Annotated in this window: 26 protein-coding genes and 1 tRNA gene; 18 read left to right on the forward strand and 9 right to left on the reverse strand. The window is 73.4% G+C overall.

All coding sequences use genetic code 11. From position 1 onward, the window contains the following. Nucleotides 1–53: 53 nt before the first annotated feature. Together H291_RS33925 and H291_RS0123605 are read right to left on the reverse strand one after the other, a co-directional pair. Nucleotides 54–194: a hypothetical protein gene (locus tag H291_RS33925; protein ID WP_157237281.1), complete on the reverse strand. Its 141-nt coding sequence runs from the start codon at nucleotides 192–194 to the stop codon at nucleotides 54–56. 462 nt (nucleotides 195–656) lie between these two features. Continuing rightward, a complete protein-coding gene (locus tag H291_RS0123605) occupies nucleotides 657–1,712 on the reverse strand; it encodes a hypothetical protein (protein WP_020017498.1) in 1,056 nt (351 codons plus the stop codon). A gap of 259 nt (nucleotides 1,713–1,971) precedes the next feature. Between H291_RS0123605 and H291_RS0123610 the strand changes: the two genes are divergently transcribed. Together H291_RS0123610 and H291_RS0123615 are read left to right on the forward strand one after the other, a co-directional pair. Further along, nucleotides 1,972–2,187 carry a hypothetical protein gene (locus H291_RS0123610; protein WP_157237282.1) on the forward strand — a complete coding sequence of 72 codons (216 nt, stop codon included), beginning with the start codon at nucleotides 1,972–1,974 and terminating at the stop codon, nucleotides 2,185–2,187. Between the two features lie 10 nt (nucleotides 2,188–2,197). Further along, nucleotides 2,198–4,132, forward strand: coding sequence for an NHL domain-containing thioredoxin family protein (locus H291_RS0123615; RefSeq protein ID WP_020017500.1), 1,935 nt, complete (start codon nucleotides 2,198–2,200; stop codon nucleotides 4,130–4,132). A 4-nt stretch (nucleotides 4,133–4,136) separates the two neighbouring features. On the opposite strand, the gene H291_RS0123620 is transcribed toward H291_RS0123615, so the two are convergent. Further along, the gene (locus H291_RS0123620; protein WP_020017501.1) at nucleotides 4,137–4,781 is read right to left on the reverse strand and encodes an HAD family hydrolase; all 645 of its coding nucleotides are present in this window, start codon (nucleotides 4,779–4,781) and stop codon (nucleotides 4,137–4,139) included. A gap of 33 nt (nucleotides 4,782–4,814) precedes the next feature. Continuing rightward, nucleotides 4,815–5,300, reverse strand: a complete 486-nt coding sequence (locus H291_RS0123625) for a PTS sugar transporter subunit IIA (RefSeq protein ID WP_033327785.1) — start codon at nucleotides 5,298–5,300, stop codon at nucleotides 4,815–4,817. 253 nt (nucleotides 5,301–5,553) lie between these two features. Here H291_RS0123625 and ptsP point away from each other — a divergent pair, with 253 nt between their 5' ends. The 3 genes from ptsP to H291_RS0123640 all read left to right on the forward strand — a co-directional run bounded on the left by ptsP (nucleotide 5,554) and on the right by H291_RS0123640 (nucleotide 9,585). Then, nucleotides 5,554–7,203 (forward strand): phosphoenolpyruvate--protein phosphotransferase, encoded by a 1,650-nt coding sequence (ptsP, locus tag H291_RS0123630; RefSeq protein ID WP_020017503.1) that lies wholly within the window; start codon nucleotides 5,554–5,556, stop codon nucleotides 7,201–7,203. Nucleotides 7,204–7,258: 55 nt separating this feature from the next. Then, complete coding sequence (locus H291_RS0123635; protein WP_020017504.1) at nucleotides 7,259–8,137, forward strand: sugar phosphate isomerase/epimerase family protein; 879 nt, start codon at nucleotides 7,259–7,261, stop codon at nucleotides 8,135–8,137. Nucleotides 8,138–8,448: 311 nt separating this feature from the next. Beyond that, on the forward strand, nucleotides 8,449–9,585 hold the full coding sequence (locus H291_RS0123640) for a magnesium and cobalt transport protein CorA (protein WP_020017505.1): 1,137 nt from the start codon (nucleotides 8,449–8,451) through the stop codon (nucleotides 9,583–9,585). A gap of 28 nt (nucleotides 9,586–9,613) precedes the next feature. On the opposite strand, the gene H291_RS0123645 is transcribed toward H291_RS0123640, so the two are convergent. Then, entirely contained in the window at nucleotides 9,614–10,975 is a 1,362-nt protein-coding gene (locus tag H291_RS0123645) for an MFS transporter (protein WP_157237283.1), read from the reverse strand. A 69-nt stretch (nucleotides 10,976–11,044) separates the two neighbouring features. Continuing rightward, nucleotides 11,045–11,656, reverse strand: coding sequence for a TetR/AcrR family transcriptional regulator (locus tag H291_RS0123650; protein ID WP_020017507.1), 612 nt, complete (start codon nucleotides 11,654–11,656; stop codon nucleotides 11,045–11,047). Nucleotides 11,657–12,024: 368 nt separating this feature from the next. On the opposite strand from H291_RS0123650, the gene H291_RS0123655 reads away from it, so the two are divergent. Then, entirely contained in the window at nucleotides 12,025–12,978 is a 954-nt protein-coding gene (locus H291_RS0123655; protein WP_232216153.1) for a hypothetical protein, read from the forward strand. Between the two features lie 510 nt (nucleotides 12,979–13,488). Next, complete coding sequence (locus H291_RS0123660) at nucleotides 13,489–14,529, forward strand: pirin family protein (RefSeq protein WP_020017509.1); 1,041 nt, start codon at nucleotides 13,489–13,491, stop codon at nucleotides 14,527–14,529. A gap of 43 nt (nucleotides 14,530–14,572) precedes the next feature. Here the strand turns inward: H291_RS0123660 and H291_RS0123665 are convergent, their stop codons facing one another. Next, on the reverse strand, nucleotides 14,573–15,328 hold the full coding sequence (locus H291_RS0123665; protein ID WP_020017510.1) for an NUDIX hydrolase: 756 nt from the start codon (nucleotides 15,326–15,328) through the stop codon (nucleotides 14,573–14,575). Nucleotides 15,329–15,418: 90 nt separating this feature from the next. Between H291_RS0123665 and H291_RS0123670 the strand changes: the two genes are divergently transcribed. Both H291_RS0123670 and H291_RS0123675 read left to right on the forward strand, forming a co-directional pair. Further along, nucleotides 15,419–16,471 (forward strand): SPFH domain-containing protein, encoded by a 1,053-nt coding sequence (locus tag H291_RS0123670; protein WP_020017511.1) that lies wholly within the window; start codon nucleotides 15,419–15,421, stop codon nucleotides 16,469–16,471. Between the two features lies 1 nt (nucleotide 16,472). Then, entirely contained in the window at nucleotides 16,473–17,402 is a 930-nt protein-coding gene (locus H291_RS0123675; RefSeq protein ID WP_020017512.1) for a hypothetical protein, read from the forward strand. A gap of 79 nt (nucleotides 17,403–17,481) precedes the next feature. Here the strand turns inward: H291_RS0123675 and H291_RS0123680 are convergent, their stop codons facing one another. Next, entirely contained in the window at nucleotides 17,482–18,228 is a 747-nt protein-coding gene (locus H291_RS0123680) for a GntR family transcriptional regulator (RefSeq protein WP_332257184.1), read from the reverse strand. A gap of 113 nt (nucleotides 18,229–18,341) precedes the next feature. On the opposite strand from H291_RS0123680, the gene H291_RS0123685 reads away from it, so the two are divergent. The 6 genes from H291_RS0123685 to H291_RS0123710 all read left to right on the forward strand — a co-directional run bounded on the left by H291_RS0123685 (nucleotide 18,342) and on the right by H291_RS0123710 (nucleotide 21,951). Continuing rightward, entirely contained in the window at nucleotides 18,342–18,641 is a 300-nt protein-coding gene (locus H291_RS0123685; RefSeq protein WP_020017514.1) for a hypothetical protein, read from the forward strand. After that, nucleotides 18,638–19,012 carry a hypothetical protein gene (locus H291_RS0123690; RefSeq protein ID WP_020017515.1) on the forward strand — a complete coding sequence of 125 codons (375 nt, stop codon included), beginning with the start codon at nucleotides 18,638–18,640 and terminating at the stop codon, nucleotides 19,010–19,012. Before H291_RS0123685 ends, H291_RS0123690 begins: the two co-directional genes overlap by 4 nt. A 103-nt stretch (nucleotides 19,013–19,115) precedes the next feature. Beyond that, nucleotides 19,116–19,628: a hypothetical protein gene (locus tag H291_RS0123695; protein ID WP_157237284.1), complete on the forward strand. Its 513-nt coding sequence runs from the start codon at nucleotides 19,116–19,118 to the stop codon at nucleotides 19,626–19,628. Between the two features lie 101 nt (nucleotides 19,629–19,729). Then, complete coding sequence (locus H291_RS0123700; RefSeq protein ID WP_020017517.1) at nucleotides 19,730–20,545, forward strand: DUF1206 domain-containing protein; 816 nt, start codon at nucleotides 19,730–19,732, stop codon at nucleotides 20,543–20,545. Continuing rightward, the gene (locus H291_RS0123705; protein WP_020017518.1) at nucleotides 20,545–21,126 is read left to right on the forward strand and encodes a hypothetical protein; all 582 of its coding nucleotides are present in this window, start codon (nucleotides 20,545–20,547) and stop codon (nucleotides 21,124–21,126) included. Before H291_RS0123700 ends, H291_RS0123705 begins: the two co-directional genes overlap by 1 nt. A gap of 45 nt (nucleotides 21,127–21,171) precedes the next feature. Then, a complete protein-coding gene (locus tag H291_RS0123710; RefSeq protein WP_020017519.1) occupies nucleotides 21,172–21,951 on the forward strand; it encodes a class I SAM-dependent methyltransferase in 780 nt (259 codons plus the stop codon). Between the two features lie 66 nt (nucleotides 21,952–22,017). Here the strand turns inward: H291_RS0123710 and H291_RS0123715 are convergent. After that, nucleotides 22,018–22,088, reverse strand: a tRNA-Gly gene (locus H291_RS0123715). A 156-nt stretch (nucleotides 22,089–22,244) separates the two neighbouring features. Between H291_RS0123715 and H291_RS32945 the strand changes: the two genes are divergently transcribed. The 3 genes from H291_RS32945 (at nucleotide 22,245) to H291_RS0123730 (ending at nucleotide 24,576) form a co-directional block, all read left to right on the forward strand. After that, on the forward strand, nucleotides 22,245–22,676 hold the full coding sequence (locus H291_RS32945; protein WP_020017520.1) for a TM2 domain-containing protein: 432 nt from the start codon (nucleotides 22,245–22,247) through the stop codon (nucleotides 22,674–22,676). A gap of 96 nt (nucleotides 22,677–22,772) precedes the next feature. After that, nucleotides 22,773–23,348 (forward strand): dCTP deaminase, encoded by a 576-nt coding sequence (gene dcd, locus H291_RS0123725; RefSeq protein WP_020017521.1) that lies wholly within the window; start codon nucleotides 22,773–22,775, stop codon nucleotides 23,346–23,348. Nucleotides 23,349–23,454: 106 nt separating this feature from the next. Continuing rightward, nucleotides 23,455–24,576, forward strand: coding sequence for a hypothetical protein (locus H291_RS0123730; RefSeq protein ID WP_020017522.1), 1,122 nt, complete (start codon nucleotides 23,455–23,457; stop codon nucleotides 24,574–24,576). The last annotated feature ends 116 nt before the right edge of the window (nucleotides 24,577–24,692 follow it).

Here is a 24,692-nt window from a genome sequence, read left to right on the forward strand (position 1 = left end):
CGGTGTGCGCCGGGGTGGAGCGGGACGGCACCCGCTCTGCTCCGGCGCCGGGGTCAGCCCGCCCGGACCGCCCCCACGACGCGCACGCGCACCGCGACGTCGTCGATCTCCTCGGGGATCCTGTCCACGAGTCGTGCGTCGGTCACGTTGACCTGCAGCACCCAGCTCCCGCCGGGCCCTGCCACCTGCTCCACCAGCTCGTCCTCCGAGAGGACCTCGACAGGGGACCTGCCGGCCGGCGACTTCGCTTGCTTCCGTGCGGGGTACTCACGTGGTGGCTGTCCGATTGACGCCGTGAACTCTGGGGCGACGCCAACCCCGATCACACCGTCGAGCCCGGTCACCTTTTCCCGCAATGCGGCTTTTGCGGACCTGGCTTCGTCGAGTGTTGCCATCCCGATCACCTCCTGGTCATCCATTGTGTCTCCCGTGTCTACCCCCTTCCACCGGGGCGGGAGGGCGTGTCGGGGCTCGGTGGAGGCTCCGGTGCTGCGTCGCAGGTCAGCCGTGTTATCCGGACCGACGCGCCGTCCGGACACGCCCGTCGGATCGCCCGCCGAAAGCGACACGCCCGGGGCGGGAAACGCTGGTGCGCAGGGCGAACATTCACCCGGCCGGCCCCGGCCCGGCCCGAGCCGGGGCCGTCGGAACGGGGTTCATCCGAACGGATGGGCCTGGTCCCCGGCGAGCTCCACGTCCAGTATCTCCAGCACCTGGTCGATCGGGTTCGCATAGGTCAGTCCCTTGCCGCTGCGCCCGCCCGACTCGGACCCGGCGAACAGCAGGCCGATGGCCACACCGTCCTCCCGGTAGACCAGCGCGCCCGAGTCGCCCCCGCGCGAGAACGGGCCGTCGTCGGTGCTCTCGATCTCGATCTGGTCGTCGAAGCTCAGGGCACCCAGGTCCTCGTAGCCCACGATCACGTCGTCGAGCTCGATGGCCGTGACCCGCCCGCGCGTGGTCGCCGTCGTGCGGCCCACCTTGCCGACGATCTCCCCGCCCAGGGCGCGTGCGGTCTTCATCACCCGGCCCACCGGGTACTCGAAGCTCACCGGCACCCGGTCGAGCCGGGCGATCGCGGCGTCCGTGTAGGACGGCTCGGCCGAGTCCAGGTCCACCACCTGCGTGAGCTCGCCGATCCGGTCGCCGGGTGCCAGCCCGCCGTCGGCCGGCCCGGGCTGCAGCACGACGTCGCCCGGCCGGGCCTCCGGGGAGCCGGCCAGCACGTGGTAGTTCGACAGCGCGTACAGGTGCCCGTCGCCGGGGACGGCGCGGGTCACGAAGGCACCGAGCGTGCCCGCCGTGACCCCCACGTGCCCGATGGAGATGCCGGGCCGCAGCGGACGGCGCCGGTCGGTGTCGCCGTCCGCCTGCGACGTCGGCGCCGGCGGTCGGGGGCCCAGCTCGCTCACCGGGCGGATGCGGCCGGTGCGGCGGATGTCGGCGTCCGGCCCGATCTCGGCCGAGACCTTGCGCACGATCGAACGGGCCCGGGGCACCCCGAGCCGGTAGCGGACGGCGATGCCGAAGCCGCCGTCCTCCTGCGGCACCAGCCCGAGCGCCAGGGTCGGGGCCCGGACGGCGTCGGCGGCGTCCGACTCGCTCTGCGCACCCGGCGAGCGGGGTGTCGCCGCGATCCCGTGCTTCTCGGCGAGCTCTCTGGCGAAGGTGGTGAGCTGCTCCTTCATCTTCCTGGCCTCGTCACGGTCCATGCCCCTGATCCTCTCCTCACCCACCAACACGACACGGCAGCAGGATGGCGACACGCCGGTCTGCCCTGGAAAGTCATCCGATAGATGGATATCCCACTGCCAGGTTTGCGCGGTACGTTCCTCTGCTACACCCAACCATGGCCGGGTGAAAGCCAGGAAGCCCCGAGGTGTCACAAAAGATCCCCCGCGGCCTCTTGAAACGTTGGCGGTGCCTGGTACGGGCGCCGAAAGACACGAAACGGCGAGAATGATCGGGACGATGGACGAGACGCGGAGCGCGCGGGTAACCCGCGCCGACGTGCGGGAGGCCCTCATGTGGGCTCTCGAGCGGGACCGCGCTGCCCTGCTCGCGCACCGTGCGGCCGTGCACTCCAGCAAGAGCGACCTCACCCGCCGGCGGGCCGACAAGGCGCTGGTGGAGCGGTGGCGTGCCCGCAGGACGGACGGCGGCAAGGACGGTTCGGCCCGGGAGTGACAATGGGCTGGTGAGCACCAGCGTCCAGAATCTTCCCCGCGTCCGCGCGTCCGAGCTCGTCGGGCGCGGCTGGCTGAACACCGGCGGCCGTACCGTCACGCTCTCCGAGCTGCGCGGCAAGGTCGTGGTCCTCGACTTCTGGACGTTCTGCTGCATCAACTGCCTGCACGTCCTCGACGAGCTGCGCGAGGTCGAGGAGCAGCACCGCGACGAGCTCGTGATCATCGGGGTGCACTCGCCCAAGTTCGAGCACGAGGCCGACCCCGACGCGCTCGCGGCCGCCGTCGAGCGCTACGAGGTGCGCCACCCCGTGCTCGACGACCCGGAGCTCGTGACCTGGGGCGCGTACACCGCGCGGGCCTGGCCCACGCTCGTGGTGATCGACCCCGAGGGCTACATCGTGGCGCAGATGGCGGGGGAGGGGCACGGCTCCGCGATCGCGGCGCTCGTGTCCGACCTGATCGCCGAGCACGCGCTGAAGGGCACCCAGCACCGCGGCTCGGGGCCGTACGTGCCGCCCGCTCCCGCCTCCGGCACCCTGCGGTTCCCGGCCAAGGCCCTCGCGCTGCCGAACGGGAACGTGCTGGTCGCGGACGCCGGGCACCACTCCCTCGCGGAGCTTGCGCCCGACGGCGAGACCCTGGTCCGCCGCATCGGCTCGGGCGAGCGCGGGCTGGTCGACGGCGCGCCCGGAGAGGCGCGGTTCTCCGAGCCGAACGGTCTGTGCCTGGTGCCCTCCGACCTGACGGCGAGCCTCGGGTACGACGTCGTGGTCGCCGACACGGTCAACCACGCCCTGCGCGGGGTGCGGCTCTCGGACGGCGTGGTCACCACGCTGGCCGGCACGGGCGAGCAGTTCATGGTGGGCGGTCAGGAGAACGTGACCGGCACGGTCGGCGCGTTCGAGCCCGGCGAGTCCTACGACTCGCTGAGCGTCCGGCTCTCCTCCCCGTGGGACGTCGAGTGGTCCGCCGAGCTCGGCGCGTTCGTCGTGGCGATGGCCGGGAACCACACGCTCTGGGACTTCCACCCCGGCCCGCACCTGCCCGTGGTCTCGCTGCTCGCGGGCACCATGAACGAGGGCCTGGAGGACGGCCCGGGCGAGGGCGCCTGGTTCGCGCAGCCCTCCGGCCTGGCCACGGCGGCCGACGGCGCGCTCTGGCTCGCCGACGCCGAGACCTCGGCCCTGCGCCGCCTCGTGCCGGTCGACGAGACCGACGTGCGCGTGGAGACCGCCGTCGGCCAGGGCCTCTTCGACTTCGGGCACCGGGACGGCGCCGCCGACCAGGCCCTGCTGCAGCACCCGCTCGGCGTCGCCGTGCTGCCGGACGGCAGCGTCGTCGTCGCCGACACCTACAACGGCGCGCTGCGCCGGTACGACCCGGCCTCCGGCGAGGTGACCACCCTGGCCAAGGACCTCGCGGAGCCGTCGGACGTGCTCGTCGAGGTCGCGGACGACGCCGTGCACCTGCTCGTCGTCGAGTCCGCCGCGCACCGGCTCACGCGCGTGGCGCTCCCGGCGACGCTCGCGGGCGAGGTGCTCGACGGCGGCGCGCACAAGGTCGCCCGGCCCGCCACCGACGTGGGCTCCGGAGCGCTGCGCCTCGACGTCCCGTTCGCCCCGGCGCCCGGACAGAAGCTCGACGACCGCTGGGGGCCGTCGACGTCGCTCCAGGTCAGCGCCACCCCGCCGGAGCTGCTGCTGTCAGGCGCGGGCAGCGGCACGGACCTGTTCCGCGACCTGGTGATCAACCCCGACGTGGCAGAGGGCGTGCTGCACGTGACCGCGAAGGCGGCGTCGTGCGACGAGGTGCCGCTGCTGCCGAACGGCGAGCCGGACCCCGACGTCTTCCCGGCCTGCCACCTGGCGCAGCAGGACTGGGGCGTCCCGGTCCGCGTGGTGCCGGACGGCGACGCGGCCCTCACTCTGCCGCTGCGCGGCTGACAGCTCAGCCCGCCAGCACCGCCGGCAGCTCGGTCAGCGAGTCGATGACGGTGGTACGCGCGGCCTCGGGCCGGCGCGCGTGCAGGTACCCCCACGGCCCGCGGCGCAGCAGCACGGGCAGCATCCCGGCGTCGGCGGCGGGGAGCACGTCGTTGTCCAGGCGGTCGCCCACGTAGGCGATCTCCTCGGGCGCGACGCCCGACAGCTCCGCGACCCGCGCGAAGAACTCCGGCTCCGGCTTCTGCACGCCCCACTCGTCGGAGGTGCGGATGGCGCTCGCGGGCAGGTCCATCGCCTCCAGCGCGGCGCGCGCCTCGGGCGGCTGGTTCCCCGCGACGACGACGTCGAAGCCCGCCGCGCGCAGCGCCGTCAGCGCGGGCCGGACGTCGGGGTAGAGGTCGTCGGCGTCGAACCCGGTGCGCAGCCCGTGCGGGTCGTCCTCGGCCCAGCGCACGGCCTCGGCCTGGAAGTCCAGCCCGGGCCGCAGCAGCTCGAACGCCTCCCGGTGCGACAGGTCGAGCGCGGCACAGCCGCCGAGCACGCCCAGGAACGTCAGGGGCGGCACCCCCAGCCGCTCCGCCCAGCGGAGCCAGATCCGGGACTCGTCGATCAGGGTCTCTCCGACGTCGAACACCACCGTGCGCACCATGGCCCCGACCCTAGGACGCGCGGGGCGTGCCGGTCACGCCAGGTGGAACAGCGGGTCGCCCGCCCGGACGACTGCGCCGGGGCGCACCAGCTCGTCGAGCCGGCCGTGCCCCAGGTCCAGCGCGACGACGGGCACCAGCGGCGAGCGGCCGCCCTCGGCCACCGCGGTCGGGGACCAGACGATCAGCTCCTGGCCCGCCGTGACCGTGTCGCCCTCGTCGACCAGCAGCGTGAAGCCCTCGCCCTTGAGCTGCACCGTGTCGATGCCGAGGTGCACCAGGACGCCCCGGCCCCCGGCGGGCTCGGCGTCGGCGGACGGTGCCAGCAGCACGAAGGCGTGCGGGTGCAGCTTGACGACCACACCGGCGCACGGGGCGACGACGCGTCCACCGAGCTCGGCGTCCGGCTCGACGGCGAGACCCGGGCCGACGATGCTCTCCGCGAAGACGGGATCGGGCACGTCACGCATCGCCACCACCCGTCCTGCGACGGGCGAACCGACATTCAGGGCCTCGGCCATGCGGACATCTTGTCAGAACGGTGCCGCGCGGAAACGCGGCACGCCGGGCCTCGGACCGGACCTCACCCGCCCTCCGCGGTCGGCGATCCGGCCACGAACCGGACCTCCACCGGCCCGCGCGGCCCGGGACCCGGGCCGCGGACGGACCTCGCCCGCACCTCACCCGGGGCCGCCCGGACCGGGCCTCGCCCGGCCGGTGCGTCGCGTGTAACGTTCCCAGCACACTCGACGACGAGCCCGAGGGAGCGTACGGATGACGAGCGAGAGGCTCACGGGGGTCCCGGCGAGCCCGGGCCGCGCGGTGGGAACGGTGGTCCGGATGCCGGCCCGCGTCCCGGAGCCGAGCACGAGCCGCCTGACGGGTTCGGCCGACGACGCCGTCCGCGCCGTCGAGGAGGCCGCCGCCCAGGTCGAGGCCGACCTCGCGGAGCGCGCGGGCCGTGCGTCAGGCACCGCGGCCGACGTCCTCGCGGTGACCGCGGCCATGGCCGCGGACCCGACCCTCGCCGCCGGCGCCGCTCGCCGCGTCCGGGAGGACCACCTCACGCCGGAGCGTGCCGTGTGGGACGCCGCCGGTTCGGTGGCGACGCAGCTCGAGACGCTCGGCCCGCCCATGTCGGAGCGGGCCCGGGACGTGCGCGACGTGCGCGACCGCATCGTCGCCGCGCTCACCGGCGCGGCCCCACCCGGAGTACCGGACCCCGGGCACCCGTTCGTGCTGGTGGCGAGCGACCTCGCCCCGGCGGACACCGCGATGCTCGACCCCGCGGTGGTCACCGCCATCGTCACCGCGCGCGGCGGCCCGACCTCCCACATGGCCATCCTGGCCCGCGCCCTCGGCATCCCCGCCGTCGTCGCGCTGCCCGGCGCCAACGACCTCGCGCACGGCGAGGAGCTCGTGGTCGACGGCACGCTCGGCACGGTGCTGCGCGCCCCGTCGGCCGACGACGTGGAGGGCGCCCGGCGCCGGGTCACCGCCGCCACGTTCGACGGCCGGGGCGTGACCCGCGACGGGTCCGAGGTGGAGCTCGTGGCGAACGTCGCCGACCCGGCGGCCGCCGCGGCCGCCGCGGAGGCGGGCGCGCGCGGCGTGGGCCTGTTCCGCACCGAGTTCTGCTTCCTGGGCCGGGGCGAGGAGCCCAGCGTCGAGGAGCAGGTGACCGCATACCGGGCCGTGCTGTCCCACTTCCCGGGCCGCCGGGTCGTCGTCCGCACGCTCGACGCCGGCGCCGACAAACCCCTGCGCTTCCTCACGCCGGACCACGAGGACAACCCGGCGCTCGGTGTGCGCGGCCTACGCACCGCCGTCGCGCACCCGGACGTGCTGGACCGGCAGCTCGGCGCGATCGCCCGGGCCGCCGCCGCCGAGACCGCCGAGGTCTGGGTGATGGCGCCGATGGTCTCCACCGTCGACGAGTCCCGGGACTTCGCGGCGGCGTGCGCGGCGCACGGCCTGGACACGCCGGGCATCATGATCGAGACCCCGGCCGCCGCGCTCCAGGCGCGGCACCTGCTGGCGGAGGTCTCGTTCGCGAGCCTGGGCACCAACGACCTCACGCAGTACACGATGGCGGCCGACCGGGACCTGGCCGGGGTCGCCGTCCTCTCGACGCCGTGGCAGCCCGCCGTCCTGGAGCTGGTCCGGGTGGCGAGCGAGGGCGGTGCGTTGCATGGTGCTCCGGTGGGGGTGTGCGGTGAGGCGGCGGCGGATCCGCTGCTCGCTCCCGTCCTGGTCGGACTGGGCGTAACGTCTCTGTCCATGACCCCTCGTGCTCTGGCGGACGTCGCGGCCACCCTCGCGGCCGTGTCCCGCGACGAGTGCGTGGACCTGGCGCGGGCGGTCCTCGAGTGCTCGACCGCCGACGCCGCCCGCGACCTGGCGCGGGACCGTCTCCTCACCTGAACCCCATCACCTCCAGGTCACACCACAGTCACGTAGGCGCTCTAAGGTGGCCCGCATGCCCGAACCGATCAGCACCGAACCGCAGGAGCCCGACGAACCCGACGTGCACGTCACGCTCTCGACCGCCTCGGTCTTCCCGCGCCGTGTGCCGCTGGCCTTCGAGTCCGCGGCCGAGCTCGGCTACGACGGCATCGAGGTGATGATCTGGTCCGAGGAGGTCACCCAGAACCCGCGGTCCCTCGCGAAGCTCGCCGCCGACAACGGGATGCCGGTGCGCTCGGTGCACGCGCCGACCCTGCTGGTGAGCCAGCGGGTCTGGGGCCGGTCCCCGGTCGCGAAGCTGGAGCGGACCACGGAGATGGCGCTCGAGCTCGGCGCCGGCACGGTCGTGGTGCACCCGCCGTTCCGCTGGCAGTACAAGTACGCGCGCCAGTTCCAGGACCAGGTGCGTGAGCTGAGCGAGACGACCGGCGTCACGATCGCCGTCGAGAACATGTACCCCTGGCGCGGCGGCCGCCGCGAGTTCCAGGCCTACCTGCCCGGGTGGGACCCCGCCGAGCACGACTACGACGCCGTGACCCTCGACCTGTCGCACGCGAGCGTGGCCCAGCAGGACGCGCTCACCCTGCTGCACACGTTCGGCGACCGCCTGCGGCACGTGCACCTCGCCGACGGCAACCACGGCGCGCGCGACGAGCACCTGGTGCCCGGCCGCGGCAGGATGCGTGCGGAGAAGGTGCTCCAGGAGCTGGTGGCGCGCCGCTGGAGCGGCGACGTCTGCGTGGAGATCTCGACCCGCGCGGCCCGCAGCGCGGCCGAGCGGCACGACGACCTGGCGGCCTCGCTGCAGTTCGCGCGGGCCTACCTGTCGCCCACGCCGCACGAGTTCCACACCCCGCCCGGGGCGCACCACCGGCCCTACGACGCCTGGTGATCCTGGCTGTGACGTTGCTCTCGAACTGTTTCGATCCCGAGGGGCGACGGGTCTAGACTGGCCCCTGGTAGAGCATGACCTGGTGCGGCGGACCGCCGCAGGACGAAGGAGGTGGCGCGCATGACCCGTAGCGAGCCTCCGAGTAGTCCGAACCGCAGCTGAGCTGACGGTTCCCCTGCCCGCGTGTCCGCGGGCTCTCGCGCACCGGTGCGCTCCGCCCCTCGTCGGGGTGTGAGGTCCACCGGTCGCCCGGCCGTCCCTGTTGCGGTGTTCGCAGTCCTTTTCCTGCGCTCGACCCCAGGAGTTCTCCCATGGCCACGTTCCTGCCCTCCCGTCCTGCCCGCCCGCTGCTGGGCGCCCTGCGCCAGCGCCGCGCCGTCGGCGTCGTGCCCGACGTCGCCCCGCGCGCCGTCGAGCCCGCGCCCCGCTCGGCCGTGGTCGCCGCCGCGATCTACGACGACGGCGTCCGCACCGCCCGCTACGACAACCTCGCCGAGACGTTCAGCGCGCTGCGCTCGCGCCCGGGCGGCATGGCCTGGATCGGGCTGGAGCGGCCCGAGGAGACCGAGCTGACCTCGCTCGCGCGCGAGTTCGACCTGCACCCGCTCGCCATCGAGGACGCCATCCAGGCGCACCAGCGCCCCAAGATCGAGCGCTACGGCGACACCCTGTTCGTGGTGCTGCGTGCCGCCCGCTACCTGGACGACGCCGAGGAGGTCGAGTTCGGCGAGCTGCACGTCTTCGTCGGCCCCGACTTCGTGGTGACCGTGCGGCACGGCGCCTCGCCCGACCTGGCCGCTGTGCGCACCCGGCTCGAGTCCGACCGCGAGATGCTCGCCCGCGGCCCCGAGGCCGTGCTGTACGCGATCCTCGACAGCGTCGTGGACGGCTACGCGCCGGTCGTGGCGGGCCTGGACCACGACATCGACGAGATCGAGTCCGACGTCTGGGGCGGCGCCCCCGACGTGTCGCGGCGCGTCTACGAGCTGTCCCGCGAGGTCATCGACTTCCAGCGCGCGGTCCGGCCGGAGCAGGCCCTGTGCGGCTCGCTCGCCAAGGGCGCCGACAAGTACGGCGTGGACCCCGAGCTGCAGGCCTACCTGCGCGACGTCGCCGACCACCTCACCGAGGCCGCCGACCGCATCGAGGTCTTCCGCGCCGCGCTGCGCGACATCCTCACCGTCGCCGCGACCCTGGTCGCGCAGCGGCAGAACGAGGAGATGAAGCACCTCTCCGAGGTCAGCATCCGGCAGGGCGAGGAGGTCAAGAAGATCTCGGGCTGGGCGGCCATCCTGTTCGCCCCGACCCTCGTCGGCACGGTCTACGGCATGAACTTCGACGTCATGCCGGAGCTCGGCTGGGCGTGGGGATACCCGGCGGCGCTGGTCGGCATGCTGGCCGTGAGCGTGGGCCTGTTCGGCGTCTTCCGCTGGAAGCGCTGGATCTGACACCTCGCGGCCGGGGCCCGGCCCCGGTCTACGCGGGGTCCGGCGTCTCCGGGTCCAGTGTCTCCGGGTCGGGCAGCGTGGCGATGTACCGGTGCCCGGCGACGGCGACCATCAGGCCCGCCGTGGCCCCGACCAGCAGCGGCGTGCTGTAGCCGGTGCGGGCCAGGAGGCCGCCGGCCAGCGAGCCGATCGGCATCGCGCCCCACAGGGCGGTGCGCCAGGTGCCGTGCACCCGGCCGAGCAGGTGGTTCGGCACCGCGGCCTGGCGCAGCGACATCACCAGCACGTTCCAGGTCGTGGTGCAGCCGAACGACACGAAGATCGCGACCGCGCCCACCCAGACCAGGGGGAACGCGCCGGCGAGGAACCAGGCCCCGAGCCCGACGGCGTTCGCGACCGCCATCACGGGTCCCGTCCCGAAGCGCGCCTTGAGGCGGCTCGTGGTGGCCGCCGCGGTCAGGGAGCCCAGGGCGCCGGCCAGCATGAAGGTGCCGTACCAGGCCTCGGGCACGTCCAGCCGATCCAGGATGAACAGCACCAGCGTGGACGTGATCGCGGCGTGGCAGATGCCGATCAGCACGCTGACGATCCACAGCGGGCGGAGCATCGCGCTGTCCCAGATGAACCGGAACCCCGCGGCGAGCTCGGCGCGCCAGCCGGTGGTGGGCGGGGTGCCGCGGTCGGGCTCCCCGTCCGGCCGCTCGTCCGGCGCGGTCGGGTCCCCCTGGGCGGGCTTGTCGACGGGCCTGGCTGCCCGACGGCGCGCGACGACGCCGGAGGCCACCGCGGGCAGCGTCAGCGCCAGCCCACCGGCCACGGCGTACGCGGCGGTGTTCAGCCCGAGCGCCCAGGCCGCCGAGATCGCGAGCAGCCACGAGGTGAGCGGCTGGGAGAGGAACTGCTGCACCACGATCTCGGTGGCCTCGATCCGCGAGTTCGCGCGCGGCAGGTCGCCCCGGCCCACGAGCGACGGGACCACGGCGCGGATGGCGCCGTCGTAGACCGTCTCCAGCACGCCGTACAGGAGCACCACCAGCAGGAGCCACCAGATCGTGAGCGCCCCGGTCAGGTGCAGTGCGAGGAGGCCGCCGGCCACGAGCGCGCGGACCCCGCCCGCCAGGCCGAGCGCGAGCCGGCGGTCGATCCGGTCCACGAGCACACCCGCGGGGATGGCGAACAGGAGCCACGGCAGCAGGGCGGCGACCGCGACGAGCGACACGAGCAGCGGGTCGTCCGTCAGCTGGGCGGCCAGCAGCGGCGCGGCGACCCGGGCGATGCCGTCGCCCAGGCTCGAGCTCAGGTTCGCGGCGACTACCTTGGTGAACGCACCGCCGAGCGGCTCGGGCCGCATCGAGGGTGCGGGTTCGGAGCTCGCGGCAGCGGAAGACACGCGCCAGAGGCTACCGCCTGGGCGGCAGCCGTTTTCGCCCGATCAGGTAGGGAAGCTGGGCGGGGGCAACTACGCGGAGACCCGCTCCGGGACCCGGGCGCCGACCGCACGCAGCACGAACGCCTCGGCCGCGCGGATGGTGCGCTCGCGGGCCACGGGCTCGTCCGGGATGAGCCGCCCCGACAGGCACGCGTTGACGAGGTGCACCGTCGGCTCGATGTCCTGGGGCGGGAACGTCCCGGCGTCGATCCCCGCGGTGAGGATCCGGCGCAGGATCGCCTCCACGATGTCGGCGTGCTCGCGCAGGCGCTGCAGCGTCGCGCGGGACAGGACGGTCCGCAGGTCCGGGCCGGGGGCGAGGTGGAACACGCGGGTCAGCTGAGCCTGCTGGCGGATGTAGGTACGGAGCTGTTCCACGGGGTCGCTCACGCCGTCCAGCGCGCGCTCCAGGGTGTGGGCGTACTGCTCGGTCTCGTGGGTGATGAACCCGAGGAGCAGCGCTTCCTTGTCGTGGAAGTGGTTGTAGACGGCGGTCCGTCCGACGTTCGCCGCGGCGGCGATGTCGGCCAGGGTGATGGTGTCGAACCCGCGCTCCGCCATGAGGGTGGACAGAGCGGTGAACAGCTTGTGCCTCGTCATCTGGCGGTGCTCGTGCAGGCTCTTGCCGATGATCTTGGGCATGCTGACATCATATGCCCGCGTCGTCAGTAACTGGAACGCGGGATCGTGGGTGCAGGGCGGTCGAAGGCGAATTCGGCAGACAGATGGCGCTAAGTTCGGATAGATCCGCTTTGCCTGGCCGCAGAGGCGCGGTATTCATGCATTTGCACTGAGACTCAGTCGCCCGAAAATGCGGCCCAGACACTTCCGCGTGGTTCCGCGAATTCCAGGCCGGGAATGCCGCCATTGCGTGAGCACGCCGTCACAAGTGTGTTTCCTCTCTGTAACACGCTCGCATCATGGGCGAAAGTGCGCGGCAGTAGGGTTCCCGCATGACTTTTCTGGCGGGCGTGATTCCTGCGGAACACGCCTCGGGTCACCTTCTGGTTTTGCCCAGTACGAATGGCCCCGTCGCGGTCAGCGAGCTCGCCGCCGCCTGGTTCTCGGACGTCACATGGCTCCGAGAACCGACCCGCGCCGCGGGGTCCCGGCGGATGGCCGGTTCCCGGTTCCGGGGCATGGCGCAGGCCGACTCGCTGGTGCCCGGAGTCATGCGTCTGGGGGACGAGCACGTCGCGACCGGCCCGTTCGAGGTCACCGAGGCGCACCTCGCCGAGCTGCAGATCCCGGCCACCACGGCCGAGGCGTACTCGATCGCGCGCAGCGACGGCCTCCGGGACGTCCGGGGTGCCGCCCCGACGTCGTACGACGACCGGGACGGCATCGCCCGCGCCTTCCCGCACGCGCTCCCGCAGGCCGAGGAGCTGCGCATCGTGCAGTGGACGGTCGCCTCCGCGCGCAAGACCGGCGGCGGGGTGCTCGCCGACGGCCGGCAGCCGCTGGTCCCGGACCCGGCGGCGTCCGTCAACCTGCAGCTCTACTCCGCGCACCCCCTGCAGCCGGGGGACGTGCTGCCCATGCTGCGGTCGCTCATCGCGACCGCCGACGTGTCCGCCGAGCAGGTCACCCCCGACGGGACGCCGCGCTACACGCTCGCGGGCAGCACGCCGTACGACGGCTCGATCGTGATCGACGTCGAGCGCGTCGACCGGGTGCCCCGCGCGCTCGGGTCGCTGGACTGGCGCAGCTACGGGCCGTACGCCTACCGCATGACCTGGGTGCCGGCCGACCCCTACGAGCTGGAGCTCGAGCACGGGTCCGGGCTGCACGTCATCGCCCGCGCGCGCATGCGCGCCTCGCTCGCGCGCCTCGCGGTGTCCCTGCAGAGCCGCATCGCGGGCATCCTCGTGGACGACGGCGGCTTCATCGCGACGCCGGACGAGCTGGAGGCGCGCAGCGACTCGGCCGCCGGCGGCACCCCGGGATCCCGCGCCTGGGTCTGACCCCGTTTAGTTATCCACAGATTTGGTCCACAGCCCTGTGCATTGTGTGGGAAATCCAGGGAATTACCTGTGGATAGAACTGTTGAGAACCGCAGGGTGAAAATTACAGCCGTGGAGCGGTTGCCGGTGGTGCGACACGCGGATAGAAACGTTGGCAGTGGTTCGACGATCCGGGTGCAGATGCGGTGCGCTGCAGCAGTACCGACCGGCCCGGGCATCGGACACTTGGTCGACCGGAGAACGACAGGACGTCCCGTACCGCGGTGCGGGCTGTGGATGACGCCACAGGTGCCTGTACGGGGCCGGAAGACCGCCCGCGTTCGAGGTGCTCGTGCAGAACAGGCCTGGCGTTCCGGGTCTGACGGGCACATCGGAGTCGTGACGTCGACACGGCGCCCCTGGTCCTCGCCGAGCGCGGGCCACGGGTATGCGGTTTCGCCAGGGCCCCCGGCCTGCCCCGGGGGCCCTGGCCCCTCCCCGGACGTCCGCCGCGCGATCTAGGCTCGGCGCATGAGCAACCTGGAGACCCGGCCGACCGAGCAGGTCTGCGTCGCGGGCGAGCAAGGCGACGGCATCGAGCTCCTCACCCCGCGCGACGTGCCGCTCGGCGGGCCGCGGGCGATGAACGTGCGGCGCACCATCCCGCAGCGCGCCCGGTCCCTCGTGGGGGCGTGGTGCTTCAGCGACCACTACGGCCCGGACGACGTCTCGGACAGCGAGGGCATGCAGGTACCGCCCCACCCGCACACGGGGCTGCAGACCGTGAGCTGGCTCTTCGAGGGCGAGATCCTGCACCGCGACTCCGTGGGCTCGCTCCAGACGGTCCGGCCGGGCGAGCTCAACCTGATGACCGCGGGCCGCGGCATCTCCCACTCGGAGGAGTCACCGGCGCAGAACCGCCCGCCCCGCCTGCACGGCGTCCAGCTCTGGACGGCGCTGCCGGACTCGGCCCTCGGCGTCGACCCGCACTTCGAGCACCACGGCGACCTGCCCGTGGTGCGGCACGACGGCGCCGTCGTGCAGGTGTTCATGGGGCGGCTCGGGGTGGCGGGCCAGGAGCCGGCCTCGCCCGCGACCGCGTACACGCCGCTCGTCGGGGCGCAGATCGACCTCGAGCCGGGGGCCGAGGTGCGGCTCGCCGTCGACCCGGAGCACGAGCACGCCCTGCTCGTCGACTCCGGCGACGTGACGTTCGAGGGGAGCGCCGTGCCGCCGTCGAACCTCGGGTACGTGGCGCCGGGCCGCTCCGGTCTCGTGGTGCGCGCCGGGTCCGGGGCGCCCGCCCGGGCGGTCCTGATCGGCGGCCTGCCGTTCGACGAGGACGTCGTGATGTGGTGGAACTTCATGGGCCGCACGCACGAGGACATCGTCCGGGCCCGCGACGCCTGGATGGCTCAGATCGCGGAGCTCGGTACTGGTGCGACCGGGTACGCGGACGGCGCCGAGGGGCGCCTGTTCGGCCGGGTGCACGGCTACCCGAGCGGGCCGCTGCGCGCGCCCGCCCTGCCGGACCTGCGCCTCAAGCCCAGGACGCGGCCGGGCCAGGGCTGACCCGGCGGGCTTCACCCCGCCGGCCCGCCCCGCGCCCGGCCCCTCAGCTCGCGCCTGCCCGCAGCAGCGGCGGATGCAGCACGGTCGCGCTCGGGTCCACGCCGGGCGCCAGCCGGAACAGCTCGGCGGGCCGGCCGGGGCCGCCGCCGCCCAGGCGGCCGGTCGGCTCCAGGAATCCTGGCGTGCCCGTGGCCTTGCGGTGGAAGTTGCGCGCGTCCAGCCGCGTGCCCCAGACCGCCTCGTAGACGCCGCGCAGCTCGGCGACCGTGAACTCGGGCGGGCAGAACGCGGCGGCGAGGGGCGAGTACTCGATCTTGGCGCGGGCGCGCTCGATGCCGTCGGCCAGGATGTGGTCGTGGTCGAACGCGAGGCCCGCCCCCGTGTCGCCCACCGGGACCCAGCGCGCCGCGGCCGCGTCGCCGCCCGCCGCGGGCAGCCCGAACGCCGGCGCGAGCAGCAGGTAGGCGACCGAGAGCACGGGCCCGCGCGGGTCGCGCCCGAGCGGACCGTAGGTGCGGAGCTGTTCGAGGTGCCACGGCCCGGTGCCGGTCGCGCCCGCAGGCACGGTGAGCCGGGTCTCCTCCTCGAGCTCCCGCGCCGCGGCCTGCTCCAGGGTCTCCCCGGCGAGCACGAACCCGCCCGGCAGCGCCGCCTGCCCGCGGTACGGCTCCAGCAGGCGGTCGACGACGAGCGCGTGCAGCTCGGCGTCGCGCACGGTCAGGGCGACGACGTCGACCGTGACGGGGAACGCGCCCGCCGTCTCGGGAACGGCGGACGGGGCGGGTGTGGTGCGGGGCATGACATCGACCGTACATTCTCGTCACCTTGACGAAAAGCCGAGGCAGTAGATATCGTCAAACTGACGACAACAACGAACGAGAGGCCGACGATGGCTACGATCAAGCGCTACCCCGGATTCCGGCAGTTCCTGGGCTCCGCGAGCGACTACGTGGTGCACCTCAGCAAGGGCGGCGTGCGGCACCAGGGGGTGGGCCAGGCCTTCTGGTTCCGCCCGGACACCTCCGTGCTCAGCGAGGTGCCCGCCACCGACCAGGAGCTGCCCGTCCTGTTCCACGCGGTGACGCGCGACCAGCAGGACGTCACGGTGCAGGCGAACGTGACCTACCGGTTCGGCGACCCGGTCCTCGCGTCCCAGCGCCTCGACTTCGGCATCTTCCCCGTCACGGGCAAGGGGCAGGAGGCGAGCGGCCGGCAGCAGGTCGGGGCCATCGTGGGCCAGCTCGCGCAGAGCCTCACGGTCGACCTGATCGCCACGGTCGACCTGGCCGAGGCGCTGGAGTCCGGCGTCGGGAGCGTGCGGACGGCGCTCGGCGCGCTCGGCGAGGACGCGCGCCTGGTCGCGACCGGCATCGAGATCCTCGGCGTCCGGGTGCTCGCCGTCCGGCCCGAGGGTGACGTCGAGAAGGCCCTGCGCACGCCGGTCCGCGAGCGGCTCCAGGCCGAGGCCGACCGTGCGACCTACGAGCGTCGCGCCGTCGCCGTCGAGCGGGAGCGCAAGATCGCGGAGAACGAGCTCGCGAGCCAGATCGAGCTCGCCGCCCGCCGCGAGCAGCTCGTCGCCCAGGAGGGCGCGAACAAGCGGCGCGAGGCGGAGGAAGCCGCGGCCGCCGCGCTCGTCTCCGCGAAGTCCGACGCCGAGCGGCGCGAGATCGCCGCGACCGCCCAGGCGGCCTCGCTGCGGCAGCTCGGTGAGGCCGAGGCGGCCAAGGAGGCGGCGCTCATGGCGGTCTACGCGAACGTCGGCCGCGACGTGCTCACGGCCCTCGCGCTGCGCGACGCGGCACCGCACCTGCCGAACGTCGGCTCGCTGACGGTCACGCCCGACCTGGTCAGCGGGCTGCTGAGCGCGCTGACCAACCGGGCGGCCGAGCCGGCCGCGGACGCGCCGTCCTCGAACGGCGCGCCGGCCGTGGAGCGCTGACGTGGCGCTCCGGACGCGCGCGGTGCTCGTGCACCGCCGGACCGAGCTCGACGAGCTGCTCGACCGGCACGCCACGCGCGGCCAGGCGGAGTTCTTCCTCCGCACCCGCGGCCGCACGCTGGCCGACGTCGAGGCGCGGCACGACGCCGCGGCGTCGGCCCGCCGGGAGGTCGCGGCGAGCGTGCCGTCCGACTGGGCGCTGGCGGAGGTCGAGCGCGCGGACCTCGACCGGTTCCTGTTCGCGCCCGAGGACGTCGTGCTCGTGGTGGGGCAGGACGGGCTGGTCGCGAACGTCGCCAAGTACCTGGACCGGCAGCTCGTCGTCGGCGTGGACCCCGAACCGGGCACCAACCTGGGCGTGCTCGTGCGGCACGGTGCCGAGGACGTCGCGGAGATCATCGGCGGCCTGGCCGCCCGGCAGGGTGACACGGCCGCCCGGCAGGGCGACCGGGCGTCCGCTGCGGCGCTGCGCTGCGACGAGCTGACGATGGTCCACGCGCGGCTCGACGACGGCCAGGAGCTGCACGCCGTCAACGAGCTGTTCCTGGGGCACCCCAGCCACCAGTCGGCGCGCTACACCCTGCGGGTCGACCGGGGGTCGGAGCGGCAGTCGTCGTCGGGCCTCATCGTCAGCACCGGGACGGGCGCCACCGGCTGGTGCGCCTCGATCGCGCACGACCGGGGCGGCCGCCGGCTGCCCGGTCCGACGGACCCGGCGCTGGCGTGGTTCGTGCGGGAGGCCTGGCCGTCGCCCGTCACCGGCGTCACCATGACGGAGGGCGTGCTCGGCGGCGGCGGCGAGCTCGTGGTGGCCGTGCAGTCCGACCGGCTCGTCGTGTTCGGGGACGGCATGGAGGCGGACCGGCTCGAGGTCTCCTGGGGGCAGGAGGTCCGGATCGGCGTGGCCGAACGGCGGCTCCGGCTCCTGTGAGCCCGGGGCCGCCCGGCCGCACGTGGTGCAGATTCAGGCTCTGCTCGTCGGTCGCCTGAGCCTGCGCTGCACCTTCACCTCAGGAGATGTCGTAGCGGAGCATGAACTCGCCCGCGTCCAGCACCACGTGGCTCACCTCGACGGCCGAGCCGTCCTCGGTGAACGCCGTGCGGGTGACCGCGAGCACCGGCGTGCCGGGCTCGATGCGCAGCTCCTCGATCTCCTCGATCGTCGGCATGCGGCCCACGACGTCCTCGCGGAACCGCACCGGCGCGTGCCCGGCCTCGGCCAGGCGGGCGTGCGTGCCGCCGGTACCGACCTCCTGGTCCGCGATCGGGGTGCCCGCCGCGATGGACGCGGGCAGGTACGACGTCGCGAACAGGACGGGCTTGCGCTCCCGCAGGTGCAGGCGCTCGCGCACGGTCACCTTGTCGCCCTCGGCGAGGCCGAGCGCCGTGCGGATCTTCTCGGACGGCTCCGCCTCCGCCGTGACCGCGAGCGTGCGGACCACGAGGCCGGCACCCGTCTCGTCGATCTCCGCGGTCACCGTGCCCTCGTCGGCCCGCCCGGTCGTGCCGGTACGGACGATCGGCTCGAAGGCGCGGACGAACACGCCGGAGCCGTGCCGGGTCACGGTCAGCCCCTCGTCCTTGAGCATCGACAGGCCGTGGCGCGCGGTCATGCGGGCCACACCGTAGTTCGACATGAGCGCAGCTTCGCTCGGAAGGCGGTCGCCCGGTTTGTAGGTCCCGGAGCGGATCGCGGCACGAAGATCCTTGGCGATGCTTGCGGCAGTCACACGTCCCTCTCTAGACACGGAACCCACCTAACCCGCAGCCAGTGCGTATACGCAACTTTTCCGCGTAGCGGTTGCAACCCCCAGTTAACCCGCAACAGGCTGTCTATGCGCCTAGAGGTAGGTGCAGAGAGGCGGGAGAAATGGGAACGATTGCGGGCACTCTGGCGGATTCCGCGAGCGGCGTGCGGGATCTGCTGGCTGAGGTGGGGGATGCGCGGATCAAGTGGGTCGAGGTGTTCCGCGATCATCTGGTCGTGCATCCGGAGCGGAGGTCGGAGGGTGCGGCCATCGCCGAGCAGCTCGGGATCACCGTGGCGACCGACTACCCGGCCACCCGGCCGGGCTTCACCATGTGGACCGGGTGCTGGAACGGGATGGACATGTATGTCTACGGCGACCTGCGCGGCACCACCCGCGCGGTCCGGTCGTGGCCCACATGACAGCAGGATCCTGCGCCGGCGGCCCGGGCTCGGACGGCTGCCCGGCGCCGGCGGCGCACCTCGCCGAGCTCGTGCAGGTCACCGCGCTGATCGCGCACGTCTTCGACATCCCCACGCTGGACGTGCGGGCGGGTGTCGACCACCTCGACCTCGAGGACGACGTCGTGGGCGTGCTGACGGTCGACGTCGTCGCGGCGCGGCTGCCGGACGCCGTCCGGCTGGCCCGGATGCTGCATCTCGCCGAACGGCGCGGGCACCACGACGACGGGGTGTCCGGTCGCGCGGTCTGGCGGTGCTGGAGCGGCTGGGTGCCCGCCTCCGGGCACGGACTGCCGGTGTCGCTGCACCTGACGGCACCGATCCGGGGATGAGTTCCGCTCCCCGCACGGACGAGCGCCGCGGGCCGGACGGTGGGTCCGGCCCGCGGCGCTCTTGTGTCACCTCGCGTTCATCCCGGCCCGGCAGACTGCGCCGATGACGTCTCGGTCGCCCCGTCCCGTCCCTCTACGTCCCGCGCGCGTCGCGTCGCGCCTCGCGACCGCTGCCCTGGCCGTCGCCCTACTGACCGCCTGCTCGACGCCGCCGCCCCCGGGCGCGCTGCCCGACATGCCGCCGGGGGTCACCGCCCCGGACGAGTACGCGTTCGGGGACGACGTCGCCTCGCGCGACCTGCGCGCCTCGGGTCCCGTCCACGACGTGCTCGTCGAGGAGGTCGACGCCGACAGGCTGCGCAACCTGCCGCTCGTCCTGGAGGTCGACGCCGACGTGGCCGCCGTGCGTGGCGCCTACGCCGACGAGCTCGTCGGCCGGGGCTGGACGTCGATGCCGGACCTGCCGGCCGGGGACGACGCCTGGACGCAGGGCTGGATCAGCGCCGACGGGCGGGACGCGCTCGCGCTGGTCGCCCTCGACCCGGAGGAGGGGGAGGCGCACGTGCCGCTGACGGTCCTCACCACGCTGCCGGACGAGGTGGCCGACAGGTCCTGAGTCGCCGCTCGCGCCACGCCGGACCAGCAGGTATGCGAATTGCGGTGAAATGCGGGAATGTGGGGGCGTCGCGACCCCCGCGACCTGATGGAGGTGTACCCGTGCCCAAGAACTCCACCACCGCCGGCGGCGCCGTACGCCGCGCGAAGAACAGCCGCGCCGTCCGCGGCCTGGCCCGGGGCGGTTATGCCGCATCGGGTGTGCTCCACCTGCTGATCGGCTGGCTCGCCGTCCAGCTCGCGCTGGGCGAGTCCGAGGGGCAGGCGGACCAGTCCGGCGCCTTCCGCGCGGTCGCCCAGATGCCCGGCGGTGACGTGGTGCTCTGGCTGGTCGCCGTGGGCTTCGCCGCCCTCGCCGTCTGGCAGCTCGCCACCGCCGTCGTCGGCGTGCCGAACGCGGAGAACCAGCTGGCCGCACGGTCCAAGAGCGTGGCCAAGGCCGTGCTGTACGGGGCGCTCGCGGTCACGGGTTTCCGGTACGCGACGGGGTCAGGCGGTGGCAGCAGCGGCAGCGAGGAGAGCCTGACCGCACAGGTGCTGGGCATGCCGGGCGGCGTCTGGCTCGTGGGCGCCGCCGGTCTGGTGATCGTCGGTGTCGGCGTCTACCACGTCGTCAAGGGCGTGCGGAAGAAGTTCCTGGAGGACCTGACGGGAACCGGCGGCGGTGCGGTCGGGCCGGTCGTGGTCCGGCTGGGACAGGCGGGATACATCGCCAAGGGAGTAGCGCTCGGCGTCGTCGGCGGGCTGGTCGTGGCGGCCGCGGTGACGGCCGACCCCGAGCAGGCCGGCGGCCTCGACGAGGCGCTGCACACCGTGCGCGACCAGCCGTACGGAACGGTGCTGCTCATCGTGGTCGCGCTGGGCATCGCCGCGTACGGCGGCTACTCCTTCGCCCGCGCCCGCTTCGCGCGGCTCTGATGCGGCTCGCCGGGCTCGCCGGGCTCGCCGGGCTCGCCGGGCTCGCAGCCGCGGCGCTCGCCGTGGTGGCGCCCTGGCTCGGGTGGGTGCTGGTCGTCGACGGTCGCGTGGTGCCCGGCTGGGGCCTCGGTCTCGGGGTGCTCGTCGTCGCGGTGATGCTCCTCTGGATCCCGCGTGCCACCCGGGTGCGCGCCGCTGACGAGGCCCGGGGAGCGCGGGTGGTCCCGCGCTGGGCCAGCGCCGTCGCGACGGCGCTGGCCGTGGCGAGCGTCGGCCTCGGGGTCGCCGGTGACGCGTTCTCCGGCGCGGAGTACCAGGTGCTCCGCTCCGAGGCCTCGGACGGCTGCCGGGTCGTGACACGCGAGACGTCGTTCCTGGCGGCCGGGAGCGGCGACGTCTACGTGGTGCGGAATCTCGGCGTCGGGCAGCGAACCGGCACCTGGGTCGCCGACGACGGCTACCGCCCCGTGCGGGCGGACGCCTACGACCTCGCCCTGGGGCCGGACGGCGGGACGCTGACCGTGCGTGGCACGGCGAACGATCCGGTCATGCCGAGCACCCATCCGATCGACTGCGGCTGACCCGGTTCAGCGAGAATCGGGCGCCGTGCCACTAGGTTTTCCGGCGTGGCCACTACTGACGACTCGCACCCGACGAACAGTTCGCACCGGCCCGACGGCGGCGACGAGAGCCAGCCGTGGTTCACGCTCGCGCACGACTACGAGAAGGCCCGAGCCAGGGAGGACTCGCTCGACCGCCTGGTCGAGTGGCCCGCGCAGCGAGACCTCCTGGGTGACGTCGGCGGTCTGTCGGTGCTCGACGTCGGCTGTGGCAACGGCGCCAAGCTGGCGGAGCTGGTTCGCGACGGTGCGACGGCGTCCGTCGGCGTCGACATCAGCGGCAACTTCCCGGCCGGACCGACACCCGGCATGGAGCTCGTCCGGGGCGACCTCTCCGACCTGGAGTCGGTGCCGGAGCTCGCGGGCCGCACGTTCGACCGGATCTTGTTCCTGCAGTCGATCGGGTACGCGAACGACCCGGTGCGCACGTTGCGGGCGGCACGGGCGATGCTCGCCGACGACGGGTTCATCCTGCTGACCAGGAGCCATCCGATCAGGTGGGCGGTCGAACGGGCGGAGCAGAACGGGACCACCCTCGGCGAGGAGTACTACTCCACGGCCTCCTACACCTACTACCACCGGTCCTGGAACGACCAGATCGCTCTCACGAAGCGTGCCTACACAGTCGCCGACCTGCTCAACCTGTTCAGCGCGGCAGGGCTCTCGATCGAGACCACGGTCGAACCCCAGCTCTCCGAGGAGGCCCGGCGTCGCTACCCGCACAAGCAGGTATGGATGGACAAGTACCTCGGCATCCTGATCTTCAAGCTCCGGCCCCGTCCCTGAGCGGCTGGCAGCCCGCGCCGGGAACGACGAAGGCCCCAGGTCTCTGACCTGGGGCCTTCGTAGCTGAGCGGGTGACGGGAATCGAACCCGCGCTATCAGCTTGGGAAGCTGAAGTTCTACCATTGAACTACACCCGCAACGTCCGGTTCTGACCGGGTTTCTGCCGTTCCGGAATCCCGCTAGGGTTCCGCAACAGCGCCCCCTGAACCTGGCGCGCGACCCGATCATACCCAAACTCGCCCGGATGCCCGAACCGGTTTCCGTGCGAGTGTCGCCGAGCAGCCGGAGCAGCAGTGAGCGAGCATCCCAGCGAGAAGCCCACCGAGCCGATCTACCAGGAGACCAAACCCCTCCCTCCGCGGCCGCCGCAGCCGCCGAAGTCGGCGCGCGAGACCCGCGCCATGCAGACGCCCAAGTCCGCCCCGGCGAACTACCAGCAGCAGTACGACTACGACCGCCCGACCCCGCCGGCGGAGCACGTCCCGGGCCGCAAGTCCCGGATCACCGCGGGCCTGCTCGGCATCCTGCTGGGCGTGGTGGGCGCGCACCGGTTCTACCTGGGCTACAAGGGCCTGGGCTGGATCATGCTCCTCATCACAGCGGTGTCGCTGGGTCAGGCCTGGTTCGTCCCGGCGATCTGGGGCGCCATCGAGGGCATCCTGTACCTCGTCATGCGCAAGGGCTACTGGTCGGTGGACTCGAAGCACCGTCCGCTGCAGTGGTGACCACCGCAGGCTGACCACCGGCGCGCTCCCCGGCGAGGCCGGCGCCCGTCCCGAACCGGGGCGGCGTCGGCCCCCGGTGGCCAGTACCGTATCCGGGTGCTCCTCTCCGACCGCGATATCCGTGCCGAGCTCGACGCCGACCGCGTGGTGCTCGACCCGTACGACGCGTCGATGCTGCAGCCGTCGAGCATCGACGTGCGCCTCGACAAGTTCTTCCGGCTGTTCGACAACCACAAGTACCCCTTCATCGACCCCGCGACGGACCAGCCCGAGCTGACCCGCCTCGTCGAGGCGGAGAACGGTGAGGCGTTCGTCCTGCACCCGGGTGAGTTCGTGCTCGGCAGCACCTTCGAGGCGGTCACGCTGCCCGACGACGTCGCCGCCCGTCTCGAGGGCAAGTCCTCCCTCGGCCGGCTGGGCCTGCTGACGCACTCGACCGCCGGCTTCATCGACCCGGGGTTCAGCGGCCACGTGACGCTGGAGCTGAGCAACGTCGCCACGCTGCCCATCAAGCTGTGGCCCGGCATGAAGATCGGCCAGCTCTGCTTCTTCCGGCTCTCGTCGGCCTCCGAGCACCCGTACGGGTCGGACCTGTACGGCTCCCGCTACCAGGGCCAGCGCGGCCCGACGGCGTCCCGCTCCTCCCAGAACTTCCACCGCACCACGGTGTGAGCGGGGCCGGCCCACGGGCCGTCCGGGCGCGCCGACGGGCGGTCGCCGGAAGGTAGGCTCCGGGTGCCCGGCGCCGGCCGGGCACCAGGACCTCGAAGGGACCCCGATGGCCGCTCCCCAGCTTCCGCTCCTGCCGCGCACGGTTGCGCAGGCACACCAGGCCAGGCACGTGCTGACCGTGCCCGGTGACGTGGAGCTGGACGAGATCGAGGTGCTCGCCCTCTCGCGGTTCTCCGCGACCCGCTGGGACGTGGTCCCCGCCGGGATCCTCCCGGGCAACGTGGCCGGCGCGCCGCAGGGCCGCCGGGCGCAGGGCAAGGAGCCCGGCGTGCTGCGGGTCTCGCGGCACGCGGTGATGAACGGGCCGTACCAGCCCGTGGGCGACGGCTTCGACGTCGGCGTGCCGCCGGGTGCCGCGATGGCCTTCGACATCGTCTGCCACCGGGAGCGCGGCGAGGCCCCGTTCCCCGCGGGGGACCGCGACGGCATCGGGCGGGCGTTCGCCGCGGGCATGCCGGAGCGCGAGGAGCGCCGCCTGGTCGAGTGGCTCGTCGCCGTCGCGCGTCGTCTCGGCGGCTCGCTGCGCCTGGACGTCGGCGGCCTCTGGGACGCCGCCACGGACGGCCCGCCCGCGCGGAAGGGCGCCGGCGTCGTGCTCACGCCGGACGCCGGGGCCTCGATCGACATGACCGTCTACTCCGACGTCTGGCTCGACCCGCAGGCCGCGCACAGCATCCTGCAGCGGGTGCACCCCCGGGCCCGGCTGCACATGGACGGCAAGGAGTGGGGCGGTCCGCCTGACGGCATCGCCGACAAGCCGCTCTACCGTGGCGAGGAGATGGACCCCGAGCTGCGCAAGAAGCTGCACGCGGCCGCGGACGAGTACGACATCAAGGCGCTCACCGGCCCGCGCGTGCTGGACGGGTACGGCCTGGTCGTGGAGCTCGGCGTCGACGGCATCGTCTCGGTCGAGATCAGCGGCGAGGAGAAGCTGCCGCGGCTGCTGCGCGGCCTGCCGTGGGCCGAACAGGGCGCCGTCTGCTACCGGGTGCACTGGGAGCCGCAGGACCTCGTCGAGTCGCAGCGCGAGTTCCCCAACATGGAGCTGCGGATCGCGCGCAAGCGCGCCGCCGAGCTGGTGGCGAGGCTCGCAAGTGCGATCCACGACGCCGCCGGAGGCGAGATCGCCGACGAGGACGGCTTTCTGGTAGACCCCGTCGACCTGTAGGCGCCCGGCGCTTTACCCGGTTTGTCCGCCTGCTGTCCGCCCGATCGCGTCGGCCGGCCGGCTGCCGGGTCCGGCCCGCGGTCCCGCGAGCCGGGCCCGCCGCCCCCGAGCGAGGC

The organism is Promicromonospora sukumoe 327MFSha3.1 (assembly GCF_000385135.1).
Classification (GTDB): Bacteria; Actinomycetota; Actinomycetes; order Actinomycetales; family Cellulomonadaceae; genus Promicromonospora; species Promicromonospora sukumoe_B.

What these genes read in the sequence shown, in the direction of transcription:
- H291_RS0123635 (WP_020017504.1), top strand. Translation starts at nt 7,259, where the DNA reads ATGCCCGAACCGATCAGCACCGAACCGCAGGAGCCCGACGAACCCGAC.
- H291_RS0123705 (WP_020017518.1), top strand. Translation starts at nt 20,545, where the DNA reads ATGCGGCTCGCCGGGCTCGCCGGGCTCGCCGGGCTCGCCGGGCTCGCA.
- H291_RS0123670 (WP_020017511.1), top strand. Translation starts at nt 15,419, where the DNA reads ATGGCTACGATCAAGCGCTACCCCGGATTCCGGCAGTTCCTGGGCTCC.
- H291_RS0123640 (WP_020017505.1), top strand. Translation starts at nt 8,449, where the DNA reads ATGGCCACGTTCCTGCCCTCCCGTCCTGCCCGCCCGCTGCTGGGCGCC.
- H291_RS0123650 (WP_020017507.1), bottom strand. Translation starts at nt 11,656, where the DNA reads ATGCCCAAGATCATCGGCAAGAGCCTGCACGAGCACCGCCAGATGACG.
- H291_RS0123660 (WP_020017509.1), top strand. Translation starts at nt 13,489, where the DNA reads ATGAGCAACCTGGAGACCCGGCCGACCGAGCAGGTCTGCGTCGCGGGC.
- H291_RS0123610 (WP_157237282.1), top strand. Translation starts at nt 1,972, where the DNA reads ATGGACGAGACGCGGAGCGCGCGGGTAACCCGCGCCGACGTGCGGGAG.
- H291_RS0123620 (WP_020017501.1), bottom strand. Translation starts at nt 4,781, where the DNA reads ATGGTGCGCACGGTGGTGTTCGACGTCGGAGAGACCCTGATCGACGAG.
- H291_RS0123685 (WP_020017514.1), top strand. Translation starts at nt 18,342, where the DNA reads ATGGGAACGATTGCGGGCACTCTGGCGGATTCCGCGAGCGGCGTGCGG.
- H291_RS0123605 (WP_020017498.1), bottom strand. Translation starts at nt 1,712, where the DNA reads ATGGACCGTGACGAGGCCAGGAAGATGAAGGAGCAGCTCACCACCTTC.
- ptsP (WP_020017503.1), top strand. Translation starts at nt 5,554, where the DNA reads ATGACGAGCGAGAGGCTCACGGGGGTCCCGGCGAGCCCGGGCCGCGCG.
- H291_RS0123625 (WP_033327785.1), bottom strand. Translation starts at nt 5,300, where the DNA reads ATGGCCGAGGCCCTGAATGTCGGTTCGCCCGTCGCAGGACGGGTGGTG.
- H291_RS0123695 (WP_157237284.1), top strand. Translation starts at nt 19,116, where the DNA reads ATGACGTCTCGGTCGCCCCGTCCCGTCCCTCTACGTCCCGCGCGCGTC.
- H291_RS0123730 (WP_020017522.1), top strand. Translation starts at nt 23,455, where the DNA reads ATGGCCGCTCCCCAGCTTCCGCTCCTGCCGCGCACGGTTGCGCAGGCA.
- H291_RS0123665 (WP_020017510.1), bottom strand. Translation starts at nt 15,328, where the DNA reads ATGCCCCGCACCACACCCGCCCCGTCCGCCGTTCCCGAGACGGCGGGC.
- H291_RS0123690 (WP_020017515.1), top strand. Translation starts at nt 18,638, where the DNA reads ATGACAGCAGGATCCTGCGCCGGCGGCCCGGGCTCGGACGGCTGCCCG.